The sequence below is a fragment of the Pseudonocardia kunmingensis genome, assembly GCF_006716445.1.
GTDB lineage: Bacteria > Actinomycetota > Actinomycetes > Mycobacteriales > Pseudonocardiaceae > Pseudonocardia > Pseudonocardia kunmingensis.
The window spans coordinates 126,059-143,817 of the sequence record NZ_VFPA01000007.1; the positions used below are offsets into that span (position 1 = coordinate 126,059).

Sequence of the window (17,759 nt, forward strand, 5' to 3'; positions counted from 1 at the left end):
GCGGGCCCCCCGATCCGTGGACCCGTGGACGAAGATGGGCGTCGACGCCGAGGGGGGATCATGATCGCCGAACTGAAGACGGTGGCGTTCGACGCGCCGGACATCGCCGCGGAGGCCGACTTCTACGCCGCGCTCGCCGGCTGGTCGCGGGTGTGGACCGAGGACTACTGGATCACGATGTCGACGCCGGACGGCTGGCGCATCGCGTTCCAGCTCGCGCCCGACCACGTTCCGCCGCGCTGGCCGGACCCGGCGCACCCGCAGCAGGCGCACCTCGACCTGCGCGTACCCGACATCGACGCGGCCGCCGAGCAGGCGGTGGCGCTCGGCGCCACGCTGATGCGCCGCAACGAGCAGTGGCACACCCTCGCCGACCCGGCCGGACACCCGTTCGACCTGTGCGTCCACGAGGGCCCGGGCACCTCGGTGATGGGTGTGATGCTCGACTGCCCCGACGCGGAGGCGCTCAGCACCTTCTACGCCGAGCTGACCGGAAAGCCGGTCACCTACGAGGCCCCCGGCGTCGCGATGATCGGCGAGGACGGCCGGATGCCCATCCTGTTCCAGCAGGTCGAGGACTATCGCGCGCCGCGGTGGCCGGACCCCGCGCACCCCCAGCAGGTCCACCTCGACATGCTCGTCGCGCACGACGACCTGGAGTCGGCGGAGCGGGCGGTGCTCGCGATCGGTGCCACGAAGCTGCCCGGCAGCGGGGACGACTGGCAGGTGTACGCCGACCCCGCGGGCAAGCCGTTCTGCTTCACCTGGGAGGACGGCGGCTGAGGCGGCACGGCCGCCGACGCACCGGCGTCCTCCCGGCCGGGACGGCCGAGCGCCCGGAGTCGAACCGGAGGACGATCCCACCATGGACGAGGATGACGTCAGGCGCTGGTTCGACTCCTACCTCGCGGAGTTCTCCGCATTGGGTCGGGGCACCACCGACGACGTACGCCGAATCCTCGCCTACTACGCGGTGCCGCTGCTGTTCAGCACCGACGCCGGGAGCGTGGTCCTTCCCGACGACGTGCAGGTACTCGCGGCCACGCAGCAGCAGATCGACGGCATGCGGGCGGCCGGATACGACCGCAGCGACGAGCTCGCAGCGGGCATCGACGTCCTGAACGCGTCCGGCGCCGTGCAGCGTGGACGGTTCGCGCGACTCCGGGCCGACGGAACCGAGATCTCCCGGCTCGAGGTCACCTACCTCATCGCGGACCTACCGGTGGGACGCCGGATCTCGGCGATCATCGTGCACTCGGCGACGTGATCGGTCCGGAGCCGAGCCGCGAACTCGCCGACGGAACCCAGACTCCCGCCGCGGTGCCCCGCGCGACGTGCTCCGCGTAGGCCCCGACCTTGCCGGAGATCACCTCGAGCGCGCCCGCCAGCGCGGCCATCCGCGCCCGCACGCGCTCCTCGTGGCGGCGCAGGAGCTCCAGGCGCTCGGCCTCGTTGCCGGGGCCCTGCCGCACGAGCGCCGCGAACCGGCGGATCTCGGCGAGCGGCATGTCCGACTCGCGCAGGCGCCGGCAGATCTCCAACCATGCGACGTCGGCCTCGCCGTAGGCGCGGCGACCGCCGCGGCGCCGCACCGGCGAGACCATGAGGCCCTCGCGCTCGTAGAACCGCAGCGTGTCGATGCTCAGCCCGGTGAGCGCGGCCACGTCGCCGATCGTGAGGTCGTCGTCCACTCCCGCGAGGGTAGATCGCGGGTTGACCTGGACCGCTCTCCAGCTCCTAGCGTCGACCCCATGAAGTCGATCACGACGCCGCAACGGCCGATCCACTCCGGTTTCGGCCCGTCGAGCACCGCCACCGACGTGCTGGGCGGCATCGACCTGTCCGGGAAGCTCGCGCTCGTCACCGGCGGCTACTCCGGCATCGGCATGGAGACCACCCGCGCCCTGACGGCCGCGGGCGCGCACGTGGTGGTGCCGGCTCGCCGACCGGAAGCGGCAGAGGCTGCGCTCGCCGACCTCGCCGGCACCGAGATCGACGAGCTGGACCTCGCCGATCTCGAGAGCGTCGCCCGTTTCGCGGAACGGTTCCTCGCCTCGGGACGCGGCCTCGACATCGCGGTGCTCGGCGCCGGGGTCATGGCGAGCCCCGAGACCCGTGTCGGGCCGGGGTGGGAAGCGCAGTTCGCCGTCAACCACCTCGGCCACTTCGCCCTGGTCAACCGCCTGTGGCCGGCGCTGCGGCCGGGAGCACGGGTGGTCGGCGTCTCCTCGACGGGACACCACCTCTCCGGGATCCGCTGGGAGGACGTCCACTTCACGCGGGGCTACGACAAGTGGCTCGCCTACGCCCAGGCGAAGACGGCGGTGGCACTCACCGCAGTGCACCTGGACCGGCTGGCCGGCACCACCGGGGTGCGGGCGTTCGCCGTGCACCCGGGCGCGATCCTCACGCCGCTGCAACGGCACCTCGAGAGCCGGGAGATGGTCGAGGCCGGTTGGGTGGACGAGAACGGCGCCGTGGTCGCGACGCACTTCAAGACACCCGAGCAGGGCGCGGCCACCCAGGTCTGGGCGGCGACCTCGCCCGCGCTCGCCGATCGCGGTGGCGTGTTCTGCCAGGACTGCGACATCGCTGCGATGACCGACCGCATCGACATGGATGCCGGAGGCGTGATGGCCCACGCGGTCGACCCGGACGAGGCCGCGCGGCTGTGGGCCCTGTCCGCGGAGCTGACCGGGGTCACGTGGCCGGGCGCGGACCCGGCGCGGTAGGAGCTCGGGCCGATGGGAGTTCGGCCCTCGCAGATGAGTTGCCGAGCACCACGAGGTCTGCAGTCCATGCGCAAGCTCGTCTTCCATCTCCAGACCACGCTCGACAACCGCATCTCCCGCGCCGATGGGAACCTGTGGGAGCCCTTCCCGTGGGGACCTCCCGAGACGGAGTACCTGACCTCGCTGTTCCGCGAGTGCGACACGTGGGTGCTCGGGCGGAGGATGTACGAGGAGATCGTCCCCTGGTGGGACGCCGTCGCCGCCGACGGCAGGCCACCCGACGGCTCGGCCGTCACCGCAGCCGATCTCGAGTTCGCCGCGGTGCAGCACGGGCTGAGGAAGGTCGTCATCTCCCGCTCGCTGCCGGCCTCGGGCGATCGCGAGGTACTGGCCGGGGACGTCGCCGCCACGCTGTCCGCGATGAAACGAACAGCCGGTAAGGACATCCTCCTCTCGTGCGGCCCCGCGACGCTGGCTCGGCTGGCCGACACCGAGGGCCTGATCGACGAGTACCTGCTGTCCGTCAGCCCCGTCGTGCTGAGCGACGGGCCGCGGCTCTTCGACGCCCTGTCCGCCGACCTGGCGCTGGAGCTCGTGGCAGCCCGGGTCTTCGAGGCCGGCTGCATCCTGGCGCGCTACCGGGTCACGCCCGCACCGGTCGAGGTGTCGCGGCCGGGCGATGGGTGAGGTGCCACCGACCGGGCGATGCAGCCACGGCCGCGGTCAGAGGACCGGGCCCCGGCCGTCGACGACCGGGCGCCCGTCCAGCAGCACCTCCCCGCCGGCCCGCAGGTCCTTCACGATGTCCCAGTGGATGGCCGACCGGTTGTCGCCACCGCACTCCGGGTAGGCGCGGCCGAGTGCGACGTGGACCGTGCCGTTGATCTTCTCGTCGATCAGGATGTCGTCGCAGACGAGATCGATGAACGGGTTGGTGCCGATCCCGAACTCGCCGATGCGGGTGGCCCCTTCGTCGGTGGCGAGCACCGAGCGCAGGTAGTCCTCGTTGGTGGACGCGGTGGCCTCGACGAGCACCCCCTTCTCCCAGCGCAGCCGCAGGTCGTGCATCCGCCGGCCCCCGAGCACCGCGGGGTTCTCGAACGCGATCCAGCCGTCGACGGTGTCGGTGACCGGAGCGGTCATGAGCTCGCCGTCGGGCATGTTCGTCCGGCCGTCGGCCACGACCCAGGTACGGCCCTCGATCGAGAACCGCAGGTCCGCCCCCGGTCCCCGGATCTCGACCGTCCGGCCCCCTGCCGCGCGGTTCGCCCATTCGCGCCACCGCGTCGCCGCCTCGTCCCAGTCGAGCAGGCAGCCGGCGAAGAACATCTCGGTGACCCGCTCCAGCGACACGCCCGCCTGGTCGGCGAACGCCTGGTTCGGGACGCGGGCCAGCGCCCAGCGCGTGTGCTGCCACCGCAGGGTGGAGATCCGGCCCTGGGCGGCCTGGTTGACGGCGAGCCGCTCGGACGGGATGTCCGCGTGGACATCGAGGTCGAACCCCCCGCGCAGGGCGATGTGGACGTCCGCCCAACTCATGCCGTGCGCCTCGATCTCGGGCACCCACGCGAGCTGGTCGGCATCGCCGTGCCGGAGGATCGCGTGCCGCAGCTCCTCGGAGAGGAACTGCACCTGGGGGTAGCCACCGGCCTCGACGACCGCCTGGAACACCGCCCGCGCGAGCGGGTACGACCCCACCTCGCCCATCGCGATCATCACCCGCTCGCCGGGCCGGACCCGCGTGGAGTGCTCGACGAGGACCCGCCCGACGGCACCCCAACGCGGGTCCGTGTCGAGACGACTCACGGCTCGGCTCACGGCAGGGCCCCAGCCGGCTCCCCGAGCGTCCGCGCCGCCGTCATGAGCGCGGCGACCCTGGCCTCGTCCACCTCGTTCCAGATGTAGCCGTCGCGCTTGAACGCGGTGCCGACGATCGCGCCGTCGGCCACCTCCAGCTGGGCGGCAACGGTCTCGACGCGCACGCCGGTGTTCGCGAAGACTGGGGTGCCCGGCACCGCGGCCTTCACCGCGCGCAGCGTGTCGGCCGAGGTGTCCGCACCGGCGGTCAGGCCGGACACGCACAGGCCGTCCGGTTGGCAGTTGAAGACCGTGGATGTAGCGACGGATGCCACGTCCCGGTCGTTGAGGTAGACCGCGGCCTCGGGAACGATGTTGTAGAGCAGCCGCACGTCCCGGCCGTCCACGCTCCTGCGGTGCCGGACGGTCCGGCCCGCGTTCGTGTTCCACACGCCGAAGTCGCTGGCGTACGCGCCGCTGAACACCTCCCGCACGAACCGGGCTCCGGTGGCGACGGCGAGGTCGACGGTGGCCGTGGGGTCCCAGAGGACGTTCACGCCGAACGGCACGGTGATCTGCGAGTGCAGCTCCCCGATGACGCGGGCCATGGTGGCGGTCGTGATCGGCTCGACCTGCGTCAGGTACGGCAGGCTCGCCTCGTTCGAGAACATGACGCCGTCCACGCCGCCGTCCTGCAGCGCCCGCAGGTCGCGCCGCGCCGCGTCGAGAACGCCTTCCACCCCGGCGTCGGCGTCGTAGTCCGGATCGCCCGGGAGGGGCTTGAGGTGGCACATCGCCACGATCGGCTTCTCCGCCGTGAAGACGTCGCGCATCCAGTTCATCCGGGTTCTCTCATCTCCTCTTTCACGACCCCGCTCGGTGCGGGGTCCTCCGGGCGGGGCGGAGGGGCCGCCCGCCCTCGTCGTCGCCTGTGCACCGCGTCCAGCACCATGACCGCGACGAGGATCAGACCCTGCGCGATCGTGTACTCGAACGGGCTCAGACGCATGATGTTGAAACCGCTGGAGACCATCTCGAGGGTCACCGCGGCGAGCACGACGCCCAGCACCGTGCCGAACCCGCCGTACGGGTTCGTTCCGCCCAGCACCGCCACGACGATCGCGAGCAGCAGGTAGGACGCGCCGTAGTCGGGGCTCGCGCTGGCCGCGCGCGAGGCGATGAGCACGCCGGCGATCCCGGCGAGCAGGCCGGTCACCACGTAGGTGGTGAGCAGCACGCGGCGGTTGCGGATTCCGGAGAACCGGGCGGCGGTCGGGTTGGCCCCGACCAGCCGCAGCTTCGTGCCGAGGGGCGAGCGGTCGAGCAGCACGGCGAGGGCCACGGCGACGAGCACGAACGTGACGAACGAGATCGGGATCAGCGCCACCGTGTTGATGCCGATCGCGAGGAACGCGTCCGGCATCCCGTACAGCGCCTCCCCGCCCGTCCAGGCGACCGCGATGCCGTTGTAGAGCTGCATGGTGCCGAGCGTCGCGAGGATGGGCGTCACCCCGACGACCGCGACGAGGAACCCGTTGAACAGGCCCGCGAGCAGGGCCACCAGGAGTCCCGCCGCGACGAACAGCACGGTCAGCAGCACCGCGTGCCCGCCGGTGGCCTCGGCGCCGCCCGCGGCCACGAAGAGCGTGGCGGTGGTGAGCGCCGTCAGGTTCGCGATCGAGACGATCGACAGGTCGATGCCGCCGGTCAGCATCGCCACCATGATCGCCAGGCTGAGCAGCCCGATCTCCGGGACGGTGAACGCGATCGTCTGGAAATTGATCACCGAGGAGAAGACGCCGGGGCTCAGCACCGAGAAGCCGATGAGCACCGCGAGCGCGAGCGCCAACAGCCGGGACAGGCTGCGCCGCTCCTGGAGGACGCCCACGACCCGCCTGGTCGTGGCGTCGAGACCGGTCATCGTCATCAGGCCCGCGCCTCCTCGAGCTCGACGGCCCGCCGCCCGGCCGCCTTGCGGCGGGCTCCGAGCGCCTGGATCGACACCCCGGCCACGAGCAGGACGCCGACGGCGGCCCGCTGCCAGGTTCCCGGCACCCCCATCAGGATGAGGCTGTTCTTGATCACGGCGATCAGGACGACGCCGAGCACGGTGCCCAGCACCGACCCGCGCCCGCCGAGGATGGACGCCCCGCCCAGCACGACCGCGGCGATGATGTCGAGCTCGGTGCCGGCGAGCTCGTAGGGGTTGGCGTTGCGGGACAGCGTGACGTGCATGATGCCCGCGATCCCGGCCAGCAGCCCGACCAGCGCGTAGATCGCGAGCTGGAGGCGGACGACGGGGAACCCGGCCCGCCGCGCGGACTCGGCGTCGCCGCCGAGCGCGTACACGCCCCGCCCGAACACCGTCCGCTGCAGGAGCCAGTGCACGGCCAGGCACAGCAGCACGACGGGCACGACGAACACGTGCAGCCGGGCCGCGACCTGGCCCTGCTGGACGACGAAGAGGTCGGTCGTGGACAGCTGTGCGATGCCGGCGGGCAGCTCCGCGATGTACCGGGAGCCGATGTAGGCGAGCAGGACACCCCGGAAGATCCCCTGCGTGCCGAGTGTGACGATGAGGGTCGGCAGCCCGAAGCGCGCGATCAGACCGCCGTTCACCAGGCCGAGCAGCGAGCCGATCACGACGGCGATCAGCAGGGCGCCCAGCACACCGGGGTCGAAGCCGCCGCTCTGCGCGATGACGATCGTCGTGTAGCCGGCGAAGATGCCGATCACCGGGAACGACACGTCGATCCCACCCGAGACGATCACGATGAGCACGCCCAGCGCGAAGACCGTCTCGACCAGCGAGTTGCGCAGGATCGAGAACAGGGTCGACACGGTGAAGAAGTCGGGATTGACCACCGTCATCAGGGCGACGACCACGAGGATCGTCAGCGCGAGCACACCCTCGTTGTTCCGGCCGCGCAACCGGTTCACCCACGCGGCGTTCTTGCGCCCGGTGTTCACGAGCTCAGCCCCTCGAGGATCGAGTCCTCCGTCACGCGCTCCCCGTCGATCACCTCGTGGATCCGGCCCCGCCGGACGACGAGGACGCGATGGCAGACCGAGACCAGCTCCGGGATGTCGTCGGAGACGACGATCACGCCCGTACCCGTGCCCGCCTCCCGGCGCAGGATGTCGAGGATCTCCTCCTTCGACCCCACGTCCACGCCGACGGTCGGGCTGTTGAGGACGAGCACCCGAGGTGCCCGCGCCAGCCACTTCGCCAGCACCACGCGCTGCTGGTTGCCGCCCGACAGGCTGCGGATCGGCGCGGCGACCGAGGGGGCCTTGATCCGCAGCGCGGCGAAGAAGGTGTCGATCGTCCTCGCCAGGCGGGCTCGGTCCAGCAGCCCGGACCGGGACCGGTGCAGGTCGAGGCTGCCGGCCACGACGTTGTCGGCGATCGACTGTTCGAGGAAGAGCCCCTCGGTGAGCCGGTCGCTCGGCACGTACCCGATCCCCGCCGCGACGGCGTCGTCGATCCCGCGGATCGCGACCTGCGCGCCGCCGACCTCGACCCGCCCGCGCTGTGCGGGTGTGACGCCGAAGAGGGCCTCGGCGATCTCCGAGCGCCCCGAGCCGAGCAGCCCCGTGATGCCCAGGATCTCCCCCGGCGCCACGTCGAACGAGACGTCCTCGAACGCGCCGTCCAGACCCAGCCCCTCGACCCTCAGCACCGGCCGGGCGGTCTCGTCGAAGGGTGGCGCGTCCCGCTGGTCGCGCACGTCCCGCCCGGTCATCGCCCGTCCCAGGGAGTTCCGGTCGAACTCCTCGACGCGCCCCGACGCGACGACCGCGCCGTTGCGCATGACGGTGACGTGCCGGGAGATCTCCAGCACCTCGTCCAGCTTGTGGCTCACGAAGACCGTGGCCACGCCGCGCTCGCGCAGGGTCTCGACCACCCGGAAGAGCGCCCGGACCTCGCGCTGGGTCAGCGCCGTCGTCGGCTCGTCCATGAAGAGCACCCGCGCCTCCTCGGCGAGGGCGCGGCAGATCGCGGTGAGCTGCCGGTCGGCGACGGTCAGCTCCTCGACGGTCGCGTCGAGGTCGAGCCGGACGCCGAGCTCGGCGACCACCGCGGCCGCGCGGGCGCGGAGCCGGCGCGGGTCGACCAGCTTGCGGCGGTTCGCGATGAGCGGCGCCAGTGCGATGTTCTCCGCGACGGTGAGGTTCGGGAACAGCGAGAAGTCCTGGTAGATGACCTGGATCCCGGCGCGGAGCGCATCGGCCGGGTTCATGCGGGACCGCGTCGTCCCCCCGATCTCGATCTCGCCGGCGTCGGGCACCTCCACGCCGGAGAGGATCTTGATCAGGGTCGACTTGCCGCACCCGTTCTCCCCGGCGAGGCAGCGCACGTCCCCGGCCCGGATGTCCAGGCTGACGCCATCGAGGGCCTGCACTCCGCCGAACCGCCGCGAGATGCCGCGGGCGGCGAGCACGGTGCCGCTCGTCGTCGTCGCCACGATCAGAACGGGTAGGCGTCGATGTTGGACCGGTCGACCTCGATGGCCGCGTCCCCGTAGAAGGCCTTCGGGTTGGTCGGGGAGACGGTGAGCGACTCGTAGCCGGGGATCCCCAGGTTCGTGCCCTGCTCCACCGGCTCACCGCTGGCCAGCCGCTGCGCGATCGTCATCATCGCCTTGCCGGCCTGGGCCGGGTCCCAGAAGAAGATCTTGTCGATCGAGCCGTCCTCCAGGTACTTGCGCGCCACCGACGGGATCGACGTGCCCATCACGCACACCTGGTCGGTCAGGCCGGCCTCCTGCACGGCACGGGCGATGCCGGCCACGTCGGTGCCGGCCGAGCCCTGGAAGCCCTTGAGGTCGGGGTAGGTCGCCAGGAGCTCCTTCGCCCGCTCGTAGGCGACCGACTCGTCCTCCTTCGACTCGATCGGGTCCACCACGCGCTGCATGCCGGGGTGGTTGGCCCGCGCGTGCTCGAGCCCGCCCTCGACCCACTCCATGTGCGTCTCCGCGGTGAGGTTGCCGACGAACGCCGCGTACTGCCCCGACCCGCCCATGCAGGAGGCGAGGCCCTCGACGATCTGGGCCCCGTAGGCCCTGTTGTCGAACGCCTCCACGTCGGCGTCCACGTTCTCCTGGTTGCTCGCCTCGTGGGTGACCACCAGGATCCCCTGGTCCCGGGCCCGCTCGAGCGTCGCTTCGAGGGCCTCCGGCGAGTTGGGCACCACCCCGATGGCGGTGGGCCGCTGCGCGATCAGGTCCTGGATGACCTTGACCTGCTTCTCCGGGCTCGCGTCGTCGGCGCCGGTCTGCGTCGCGTCGATGCCGGTGCCGGCGGCGAACTCCTGGACGCCCTGCTCCATGCGGTCGAACCAGCCGACCCCGACGAGCTTCACGACGTTCACGAAACGCATGTCCTCGGGCGCGAGGTTGCGGTCCCCGCCCGGCGGGCCGCTCTGGCCGACCGTGCCGCTGCCGCACGCGGCGAGCACGAGGGCGGCTCCCATGGCGCCCGCGGTCATGACCATTTTGCGCATCGACACTCCTCGTCCTCCGGACCCCTGTCCGATCAATGCACGACTTCGTGCATTGATCGGAGAGATTGCACGCTATCGTGCACTCGGTCAAGTAGGGCCGGGATGCGCGCGGACCGGGGTGCCGTACGGTCGGGCCCGACGAAGGAGGAGTGGTGGGCAAGCAGCGCCGCGAGGAGATCCTCCGCCGCGTGCAGAGGCACGGCTATGTGAGCGTGAGCCAGCTGGCACAGGACTACCAGGTCGACGGGTCGACGATCCGGCGCGACCTCGCCACGATGGCCGAGCTCGGCGTGATCGCCCGCAGCCACGGGGGGGCCACGCTGCCCGGCGAGCCCGCCGAGATCCCGTACGAGGTCAAGGTCGGGAAGAACGTGGCACAGAAACGTGCGATCGCCCGTGCCGTCGCCGAGATCGTGCCGCACGGGAGCTCGCTGCTGATCGACAGCGGGTCCACCACGCTGGAGGTGGCGCAGGCGCTGCGCGGCCACCGGGAGATGACGGTGATCACCAACGACCTGCGCGTCGCGGCCGAGGTGGCCAACCAGGGCGACGTCCGCCTGATCGTCCCCGGCGGCGAGGTCCTGCCCGCGGTCTACACGCTCGCGAGCGAGCGCTCCGTCGACCTGATCAGGGAGTTCCACGTCGACTACGCGGTGCTGGCCGCGGACGCCGTCGATACGCAGGGGATCACGAACACGAACAGCAACGAGGTCTCGATGAAGCGGGCGATGGTGCGCGCGGCGGACGAGGTGCTCGTCGTCGCCGACAGCTCGAAGTTCGGCCACACCGCGCTCGTGCGGATCACGGGCTTCGACGACGTCGACCTGGTCGTGACCGACGACGGCCTCGACGCGGACCGCGCCGCGGCCTATCCGGTGCAGATCCGGCGGGTGCACCCCGAACCCGCCCTCCAGCCACCGCAGACCGTCCCCCAGGAGCAGGCACCCCGCACGGTCATGGAACCCGCCGTCGTCCCGACCGGCGCCCGGGTGCCCACGAACCCGCAATCGGCCGCCGAGTGAGGTTCATCGGCGTCGACATCGGGACCAGCAGCAGCAAGGGCGTGGTCGTGGACGCGGCCGGATCCGTCCTCGCCACCCACACCCGCCCCCACGTCACGTCCTCGCCCCACCCGGGATGGTTCGAGCACGACGCGGACGAGGTGTGGTGGGCTGCTGTCACCACCATCCTGCGCGCGCTCCTGCGCGAGTCACCGGGCCCGGTCGACGGCGTCGCCGTCAGCGGCATCGGGCCCGCCGTGCTGCTCACCGACGCCGAGGACCGGCCGCTGCGCCCGGCGATCCTCTACGGCATCGACACGCGGGCCGAGCGCGAGATCGCGGCGCAGAACGAGCGCTTCGGGTCCGACGTGCTGCTGACCTCGGTGGGAAACCTGCTGACCAGCCAGGCGGTGGGCCCGAAGCTGGCCTGGGTGGCGGCGCACGAACCGGAGTCGTTCGCGCGCACCCGGCGCATCTACTCCGCACCGGGCTGGATCGTCCGGCGGCTGACCGGCGCTTACGTCCTCGACCACTACTCGGCCAGCGGCTCTGACCCGCTCTACGAACTGCGAGCGCGTGGCTGGTGGGAGCCGGGCTGGGCGGGGCTCGACCGGCTGGAACGCCCGCAGCTCGCGTGGCCCGGCGAGGTGGTCGGGACGATCACCCGGGAGGCCGCCGACGCCACCGGTCTGCCCAGCGGCACCCCGGTGCTCGCCGGCACCGTCGACGCCCTCGCCGAGGCCTACAGCGTCGGGTGCCGCGCTCCGGGCGACACCATGCTGATGTACGGCTCCACGATGTTCGTCATCCAGACCGTCTCGGAGCCGGTGGCCCACCCCGGGCTCTGGGCCGCCGTGGGGCGCACGGCCGGGACCTTCTCCTCCGCGGCGGGCATGTCCACGTCCGGACTGATCACGAGTTGGCTGGCGGCGGCCACCGGCAACGGCTTCGCCGACCTGCTGGCGGAGGCACGGCAGGTGCCGGCGGGCAGCGACGGGCTGCTGCTCCTGCCCTACTTCGCGGGTGAGCGCACCCCGATCTTCGACCCGCGCGCGCGGGGCGCGTGGGTGGGCCTGACCCTGCGTCACGGACGGGGTCACCTCTACCGGTCGGTCCTCGAGGCCGTGGGGTTCGGGGTGCGGCACAACCTCGCCGCGATGGCGGCCGCGGGGGCCACGCCGCAGCGGCTCGTGGCAGTCGGCGGGGGCACCCGGGACGACCTGTGGGCGCAGATCGTCTCGGATGTCCTCGGCCTCCCCCAGGACATCCCGTCGGTGACCGTCGGGGCGGCCTACGGGGACGCCCGGATGGCAGCCGACGCCGCAGGCGTCGACACCACCGGCTGGAACCCCGTCGCCCGCCACGCGCGCCCCGACCCGGCCGTCCGCGACGTCTACGACGTCCTGTACGGCGAGTACCTGCGGACGTACCCGGCCCTCGCCGACACGATGCACGTGCTGGCAGAGCTCGAGGCCCGCGGACGGGGGACGACCGCGTCGCGCTGACCGGACACCCCGGCGCCGTCACCGTGCCTTACCCCCCGTCCAGGGGCTCACCGCAGCGTGAGCGGGATCTCGGACCCGACGCGGGTCAGCTTCTCCGGGTTGCGGACGTAGTAGGCGCCGGTGATGTGGGAGCCCTCGACACAGACCGCCAGTACGCCGTCGAGCTCGCCGTCCAGGCGGAGAACCAGTCCCGGCCTGCCGTTGACCGTGGTCGGGCGAACGGTGAGCGTGGGTTGGTTCCTACCGAGGCCGACGATGTAGCGGGCCGCCTTCTCGGCGCCGGTGATCGGCCTCGGCGCGGCCTGCTTGACGCCACCGCCGTCGCTGATGACCACGACCTCGGGGGCGAGCACGGTGAGCAGGCCCTCCAGGTCGTGGGTTTCGAGGGCGTGCTGGAACGCCGCCAGGACCGCCCGCATCTGACGCGAGGTGACCACCGCCCGGGGGCGGCGGGCATCGACGTGCCGGCGGGCGCGGTGGGCGATCTGCCGGACGGCCGCGGGGCTCTTGTCGACGGCGGCGGCGATGTCGTCGTAGCCGATGGCGAAGGCTTCGCGAAGCACGAAGACCGCGCGCTCGATCGGCGAGAGCGTCTCCAGGACGAGCAGGAGCGCCATCGACATGCTCTCGGCGAGGTCGGCGTCCTCGTCGACCCCCGGCGCGGTGAGCAGCGGTTCGGGCAGCCAGGGGCCGACGTACGCCTCCTTGCGCCGCCTCATCGTGCGCAGCCGGTTGAGCGCCTGCCTGGTTGTGATCCGGACCAGGTAGGCGCGCCGGTCGTGCACCTGGCCGAGGTCGACCTTGACCCATCGCAGCCAGGTTTCCTGGAGGACGTCCTCGGCGTCGCTCGCAGATCCGAGCATCTCGTAGGCCACGGTGAACAGCAGGTTGCGGTGAGCGACGAATGCGTCGGTCGCCAGCTCGGTGGCGTGTCCGTTCATCTCCCGCTCCCCCTTCTCCCTGCCCGGCTGCCCTCCTGGCGTCGCCCCGGTGGTGGTCACACCGCGGGCCCGAGGCGGAGCGGGAGCGCCTCGAGCCCGCGGATGATGTTGAGGAGGTTGACGCCGGGCCCGCCGCGCCAGCACAGCTCCTCCGGCCGGCAGGCGAGCGCGAGGTCGGGGAAGCGCCGGAGCAGGGTGCCGATCGCGACCTCGCCCTCGAGCCGGGCGAGCGGGGCGCCGAGGCAGTAGTGGATGCCGTGGCCGAAGGCGAGGTGGCCGTGGTCGGCGCGGGTGATGTCCAGCTGGTCGGCGCCGGGTGCATGGGCGGGATCGCGGTCGGCGGCGGCCAGCACGACCGAGACCACACTGCCCGCCGGTATCCGCACACCGCCGATCTCGACGTCCTCGGTGGCGAACCGCATGGTGGACCGCTCGACCGGACCGTCGTACCGCAGCAGCTCCTCGACCGCGGAGGGCAGCAGCTCCGGTTGCGCGCGCAACAGCTTCATCTGGTCGGGATGGCGCAGCAGCGCGAGCATGCCGTTGCCGATCAGGTTGACCGTGGTCTCGTGGCCCGCGATGAGCAACAGCATGATCATGCCCAGCAGCTCCGGATCGGTCAGCTGGTCGCGCTCGTCGGCGGCGACGACCAGCGCACTGACCAGGTCCGGCTGGTCGTCGGCACCGGTACCGCGATCGATCTCGGACCGCTTGCGCGTCACCAGGTCGTCGAGGTACCGGTGCAGGCTCTGCTGGGCCTGCCCCCGCAGTGCGAGCTTGTCATCGGCGAGCGGGATCTCGATCATCGCCCGGCTCCATGCCTGGAAGTCGTCACGATCGGCGACCGGAACCCCGAGCAGTTCGCAGATCACGGTGATCGGCAGCGGAAAGGCAAGGGCCGCGATCAGGTCGACCTCCGCCCCGTCCTCCTGCTGGTTCCGGTGGGTCATCGCGTCCGCGAGCGCGTCGGTGATCTCCTGGACGCGGGGGCGCAGCGCCTCGATGCGACGCCGCGTGAACGCCTTGCTCACCAGCCGCCGCAAGCGGGTGTGGTCCGGCGCGTCGGCGGAGAGCATGTTGACCCCGGCCGGGCCCGCCTCGGCGGTGAAGATCCCCATATCGCGCAACCGCTGGGGCGCGTGCCGGGGGTGACTGGCCAGGCGCGGGTCGGTGAGCGCGGCACGGGCGGCATCTTGGCGAGTGATCAGCCAGAGGTCGAAGCCCATCCCCCCGGCGGCCCGGTACACCGGCGTTTCCTCGCGCAGCCGTGCGTAGGCGGGGTACGGGTCGGCCCGAAACTGTTCGTTCCAGAGGTCGACGTCGGTCATCCTGCAGCCCCCTCGACGATCGGTGATCGTTTGTCCTGCTCGATGAACCTGCTGCCGCAGCTTCTCGGGTCAGGCACGAGACACCGCCCGACCGATCGCCTGTGACCGTATGTGCCGTGGATCACACCGGCGCGCTCGGCTCGACGGTTCTGTCACAGGACGCCGGGGCCTGGTGTCTGGTGGGTGATCGAGCGGCGCACTCATGACCACCGGCGCGACAGGCACGCACCCCACCTCCCAGCGGACGGAGCCCAGCCGATGACGACCACTGCCCTCCAGGATGCGTCCGACCCGTCGTCCGCCGTCGCGCGAAGCGGCTGGGACCGGAACCGGGTCCGCGCCGTCGCCTACTGGGTGACCACGCTCGTCATCGTCGTCGAGCTGGCATCGGGAGCGGTCTGGAACCTGGTCCCGATCGACTGGATCACCGCCCAGCTGGACCACCTGGGCTACCCGGCCTACTTCGCCGTCATCCTCGGGGTGTGGCAGGCCGCTGCCGCCGTCGCGATCATCGTGCCCGGTTTCGCGCTGATCAAGGAATGGGCGTACGTGGGCTCCTTCTTCCTGTGGTCGGGCGCCGCGTGGTCGCACCTGATCGTCGGCGACAGCGGCCCCGATCTCTGGGGCGTGCCGCTGGTGTTCGGGGTGTGCGCGATCGCCTCCTGGGTGCTGCGGCCGAGCGACCGGCGGCTCCCGGTGACGCAGCTCCGTCGGCACCGCGACGACGCGACCGCGGGCAGCTCGACCGCGGCTCGCGCGCTCCGGAACGGCCGTCGCGCCTGGGCCGTGTCGAGCGGTCTGCTGGTCCTCGCGTACGCGTTCTCGTTCCTGACGCTGCCGGTGATCGAACCGGTGATGCACGACCGCGCCGTCGAGCTCGGCTGGATCGACCCGTAGGTGACCGGACGCCACGTACTCCACCAGCGCTCGTGACGCCGTTCCTCGTGGGTCACCACGCCCGCCGGTGGTCGGCGATCGTCTGCGACAACGCGTATCGCCCGACGGCCCCTTGCGGGTGGCCACCCACGCCGTACCTGCGTACCGCGCCGAGCCCGGCCTTCAGCGCCCATCCGCGGCCGCGGATCCAGGTGTCGTCGTCGACGCCGGATGCTTGACGGAACAACGGTCGCGTCTCCGCGGTCAGCAACGTCCACGCGGGCACCATGTCGACCGCCGAGTCGCCCGCCCCCATCAGGTCGAAGTCGATCACTGCGGACAACGCACCCCGGTCGGCCAGGAGGTTCATCGGAAACAGGTCCCCGTGGATCCATGCGGGGAGCCGGCACGACGGCGCCGTGAGCGCGCTTTCCCACACGGCAGTTGCCGGCTGTTCGTCCACGATGCCCGCGGCGCCGAGCGCCCGGATGTCGGAGTGGACCTCGCTGCCGTCGCCCGCGAGGGGGTGCGGGCGCAACGACACCGGGGCACCTGTGACCTGGACGTTCCGCAGTGCGCCGACGAACAGACCGAGGCGGACCGCGACATCGACGAGATCGACGTCCTGACGACCGTCCAGGCCCACCCCGCGAAGCCACCGGAACACGGCCCACGGCCGGGGGAACACGTCGTCCGGGGCGCCCGCGGCGACCGGAACCGGGACGGCCAGCGGCAGCTGCGGGGCCAGCCGCGGCAGCCACGTCAGTTCCACGTCGACCGCCGCCGCCGACCCTGCGTGGAGCGGAAGACGCACCACTAGGTCAGCACCCAGGCGGAACAGCGCATTTCCGGCGCCGGCGGAAGGTCCAGGTGTGAGGGGCAGGTCGGCCCAACACGGGAACTGCCGATCCACCAACTCGCGCACCGTGGCGACCGACACGCTCGGCTGGTGGACATTCATGTTCGTTCCCCCAGCAACCTGACCGCCTCGAGGTGGTTCGCCACTCCCCTGGTCGCTCACGACACTTCTCACGTTGTCGGATCCACCGCTCAGCGATCCAGACGCGGGAGCGTGGGCCACCTGTCAGAAGCCCACGCGGGCCAGCTCTCGAACGGTGTCGGAGGCGGAGGGAGCGAGCAGCCCTGGAGCTCCTCGGCCGTGGGGGGTGAGAACAGGCCGTGGAACCGCGCGTGATCCTCGTCGGTCATCTCGAAGATCTCCTCCGGAGCCCGACGCCAGCGCGCCGTCGCCCGCTCGACGCGCTCATCCTCGGGAAGGGTCAGGTAGTGCAGCTCGAAGTCGGCGCCGGCGAGGTCGGCGATCGCGCGGAGGGCGTACCGCTCGTCCGGGGACCAGCAGCCGAAGTCGAGGATCACGGACACACCCGCTCGGAGCACTTGGTGGCCGACCCAGACGAGCCGGCCCTCCAGAACGTCCCGCTTCCCACCGAAGTCGGCCCATCGCAGCCCGAACAGCGGGGCCATCCACTCGTCGGGTGTCAGCCGCAATGCACCGCAGGCCCGCTCCAGCTCCCGGGCACGGGTCGTCTTGCCCACCCCGGGCAAGCCGACCGTGAGATGCAGTGTCGGCCGTGAGCTCACGGGCATCACCTTGCCCGCCGTACCGAGCGGCCGCCATCGGGTTGCAGAGCCGGCGGTGCACCGAGAGACCTCAGGCGTACATACATTTGCGCGTATATATACGTAGGTGTACGTTCTGGGACGTGGCCGACAGCGTGCAACAGAGACTCACGACGATCTCGGAGCCGAACCGGTTCCGCATCGTCGAGTTGCTCCGGGACGGCCCGCGGTCGGTGGGCGAGATCGTCGACGCGCTGAGCCTGGGCCAGCCGCAGGTGTCCCGGCACCTGCGGCTGCTCGCCGAGGCGCAGGTCGTGGAGTCGACCAAACGAGCTCAGCAGCGCATCTACCGGCTGCGCCCCGAGTCCATGCGCGAGGTGAGCGACTGGGTGCGGAGCTTCGCCGTCCTGTGGTCGGAGCGGATGGACCGCCTCGGCTCCTTCCTCGACGACGACCACGCATCCGACGAAGCGAACGAGCGAGGAGTGTGAC

The 17,759-nt window shown here is 71.6% G+C and carries 19 protein-coding genes; 8 read left to right on the top strand and 11 right to left on the bottom strand.

All coding sequences use genetic code 11. The annotated features are described in order from the left end of the window. The first annotated feature begins 60 nt into the window (after positions 1-60). Positions 61-783 carry a VOC family protein gene (locus tag FB558_RS39545; RefSeq protein ID WP_142063753.1) on the top strand — a complete coding sequence of 241 codons (723 nt, stop codon included), beginning with the start codon at positions 61-63 and terminating at the stop codon, positions 781-783. Positions 784-865: 82 nt separating this feature from the next. Further along, positions 866-1,267 (top strand): DUF6841 family protein, encoded by a 402-nt coding sequence (locus FB558_RS39550; protein ID WP_142063756.1) that lies wholly within the window; start codon positions 866-868, stop codon positions 1,265-1,267. Here FB558_RS39550 and FB558_RS39555 read toward each other — a convergent pair. Continuing rightward, entirely contained in the window at positions 1,245-1,691 is a 447-nt protein-coding gene (locus FB558_RS39555; protein ID WP_142063759.1) for a MerR family transcriptional regulator, read from the bottom strand. The genes FB558_RS39550 and FB558_RS39555 overlap by 23 nt on opposite strands. Positions 1,692-1,760: 69 nt before the next feature. Between FB558_RS39555 and FB558_RS39560 the strand changes: the two genes are divergently transcribed. Beyond that, positions 1,761-2,732: an oxidoreductase gene (locus tag FB558_RS39560; protein WP_211367197.1), complete on the top strand. Its 972-nt coding sequence runs from the start codon at positions 1,761-1,763 to the stop codon at positions 2,730-2,732. Between the two features lie 66 nt (positions 2,733-2,798). Continuing rightward, positions 2,799-3,419: a dihydrofolate reductase family protein gene (locus tag FB558_RS39565; protein ID WP_170231771.1), complete on the top strand. Its 621-nt coding sequence runs from the start codon at positions 2,799-2,801 to the stop codon at positions 3,417-3,419. A gap of 36 nt (positions 3,420-3,455) precedes the next feature. Here FB558_RS39565 and FB558_RS39570 read toward each other — a convergent pair whose 3' ends face one another. The 6 genes from FB558_RS39570 to FB558_RS39595 are packed head-to-tail and all read right to left on the bottom strand — an operon-like array spanning position 3,456 to position 10,035. Next, positions 3,456-4,538, bottom strand: a complete 1,083-nt coding sequence (locus FB558_RS39570; protein ID WP_142063768.1) for an aminopeptidase — start codon at positions 4,536-4,538, stop codon at positions 3,456-3,458. An 8-nt stretch (positions 4,539-4,546) separates the two neighbouring features. After that, positions 4,547-5,371, bottom strand: a complete 825-nt coding sequence (locus FB558_RS39575) for a BtpA/SgcQ family protein (protein ID WP_142063771.1) — start codon at positions 5,369-5,371, stop codon at positions 4,547-4,549. Next, positions 5,368-6,456 (bottom strand): ABC transporter permease, encoded by a 1,089-nt coding sequence (locus FB558_RS39580; RefSeq protein ID WP_142063775.1) that lies wholly within the window; start codon positions 6,454-6,456, stop codon positions 5,368-5,370. Before FB558_RS39580 ends, FB558_RS39575 begins: the two co-directional genes overlap by 4 nt. Next, the gene (locus tag FB558_RS39585; RefSeq protein ID WP_211367181.1) at positions 6,456-7,499 is read right to left on the bottom strand and encodes an ABC transporter permease; all 1,044 of its coding nucleotides are present in this window, start codon (positions 7,497-7,499) and stop codon (positions 6,456-6,458) included. The genes FB558_RS39580 and FB558_RS39585 overlap by 1 nt, the downstream gene beginning before the upstream one ends. After that, entirely contained in the window at positions 7,496-8,998 is a 1,503-nt protein-coding gene (locus FB558_RS39590; RefSeq protein ID WP_142063778.1) for a sugar ABC transporter ATP-binding protein, read from the bottom strand. Before FB558_RS39590 ends, FB558_RS39585 begins: the two co-directional genes overlap by 4 nt. Before the next feature lie 2 nt (positions 8,999-9,000). After that, positions 9,001-10,035: an autoinducer 2 ABC transporter substrate-binding protein gene (locus FB558_RS39595; RefSeq protein WP_142063780.1), complete on the bottom strand. Its 1,035-nt coding sequence runs from the start codon at positions 10,033-10,035 to the stop codon at positions 9,001-9,003. 152 nt (positions 10,036-10,187) lie between these two features. Between FB558_RS39595 and FB558_RS39600 the strand changes: the two genes are divergently transcribed. Further along, positions 10,188-11,057 (top strand): DeoR/GlpR family DNA-binding transcription regulator, encoded by an 870-nt coding sequence (locus tag FB558_RS39600; protein WP_170231772.1) that lies wholly within the window; start codon positions 10,188-10,190, stop codon positions 11,055-11,057. Beyond that, a complete protein-coding gene (locus FB558_RS39605) occupies positions 11,054-12,541 on the top strand; it encodes an FGGY-family carbohydrate kinase (protein ID WP_211367182.1) in 1,488 nt (495 codons plus the stop codon). Before FB558_RS39600 ends, FB558_RS39605 begins: the two co-directional genes overlap by 4 nt. A 47-nt stretch (positions 12,542-12,588) precedes the next feature. Here the strand turns inward: FB558_RS39605 and FB558_RS39610 are convergent, their stop codons facing one another. Then, positions 12,589-13,482: an RNA polymerase sigma-70 factor gene (locus tag FB558_RS39610; protein ID WP_142063787.1), complete on the bottom strand. Its 894-nt coding sequence runs from the start codon at positions 13,480-13,482 to the stop codon at positions 12,589-12,591. Between the two features lie 56 nt (positions 13,483-13,538). After that, positions 13,539-14,810: a cytochrome P450 family protein gene (locus tag FB558_RS39615; RefSeq protein ID WP_142063790.1), complete on the bottom strand. Its 1,272-nt coding sequence runs from the start codon at positions 14,808-14,810 to the stop codon at positions 13,539-13,541. Between the two features lie 258 nt (positions 14,811-15,068). On the opposite strand from FB558_RS39615, the gene FB558_RS39620 reads away from it, so the two are divergent. Further along, positions 15,069-15,707 (top strand): DoxX family protein, encoded by a 639-nt coding sequence (locus FB558_RS39620; RefSeq protein ID WP_142063793.1) that lies wholly within the window; start codon positions 15,069-15,071, stop codon positions 15,705-15,707. Positions 15,708-15,759: 52 nt separating this feature from the next. Here FB558_RS39620 and FB558_RS39625 read toward each other — a convergent pair whose 3' ends face one another. Both FB558_RS39625 and FB558_RS39630 read right to left on the bottom strand, forming a co-directional pair. Next, positions 15,760-16,647 (bottom strand): aminoglycoside phosphotransferase family protein, encoded by an 888-nt coding sequence (locus FB558_RS39625; RefSeq protein ID WP_142063796.1) that lies wholly within the window; start codon positions 16,645-16,647, stop codon positions 15,760-15,762. Between the two features lie 89 nt (positions 16,648-16,736). Next, positions 16,737-17,288: a P-loop nucleotide/nucleoside kinase family protein gene (locus FB558_RS39630; protein ID WP_246107101.1), complete on the bottom strand. Its 552-nt coding sequence runs from the start codon at positions 17,286-17,288 to the stop codon at positions 16,737-16,739. 134 nt (positions 17,289-17,422) lie between these two features. On the opposite strand from FB558_RS39630, the gene FB558_RS39635 reads away from it, so the two are divergent. Next, positions 17,423-17,758: an ArsR/SmtB family transcription factor gene (locus tag FB558_RS39635; protein WP_142064375.1), complete on the top strand. Its 336-nt coding sequence runs from the start codon at positions 17,423-17,425 to the stop codon at positions 17,756-17,758. Position 17,759: the final 1 nt, after the last annotated feature.

Bases quoted from the DNA above. Each gene is read 5' to 3' on its own strand.
- FB558_RS39580 (WP_142063775.1), bottom strand. From the start codon at position 6,456: ATGACGATGACCGGTCTCGACGCCACGACCAGGCGGGTCGTGGGCGTC.
- FB558_RS39550 (WP_142063756.1), top strand. From the start codon at position 866: ATGGACGAGGATGACGTCAGGCGCTGGTTCGACTCCTACCTCGCGGAG.
- FB558_RS39565 (WP_170231771.1), top strand. From the start codon at position 2,799: ATGCGCAAGCTCGTCTTCCATCTCCAGACCACGCTCGACAACCGCATC.
- FB558_RS39615 (WP_142063790.1), bottom strand. From the start codon at position 14,810: ATGACCGACGTCGACCTCTGGAACGAACAGTTTCGGGCCGACCCGTAC.
- FB558_RS39545 (WP_142063753.1), top strand. From the start codon at position 61: ATGATCGCCGAACTGAAGACGGTGGCGTTCGACGCGCCGGACATCGCC.
- FB558_RS39620 (WP_142063793.1), top strand. From the start codon at position 15,069: ATGACGACCACTGCCCTCCAGGATGCGTCCGACCCGTCGTCCGCCGTC.
- FB558_RS39575 (WP_142063771.1), bottom strand. From the start codon at position 5,371: ATGAACTGGATGCGCGACGTCTTCACGGCGGAGAAGCCGATCGTGGCG.
- FB558_RS39610 (WP_142063787.1), bottom strand. From the start codon at position 13,482: ATGAACGGACACGCCACCGAGCTGGCGACCGACGCATTCGTCGCTCAC.
- FB558_RS39595 (WP_142063780.1), bottom strand. From the start codon at position 10,035: ATGCGCAAAATGGTCATGACCGCGGGCGCCATGGGAGCCGCCCTCGTG.
- FB558_RS39625 (WP_142063796.1), bottom strand. From the start codon at position 16,647: ATGAATGTCCACCAGCCGAGCGTGTCGGTCGCCACGGTGCGCGAGTTG.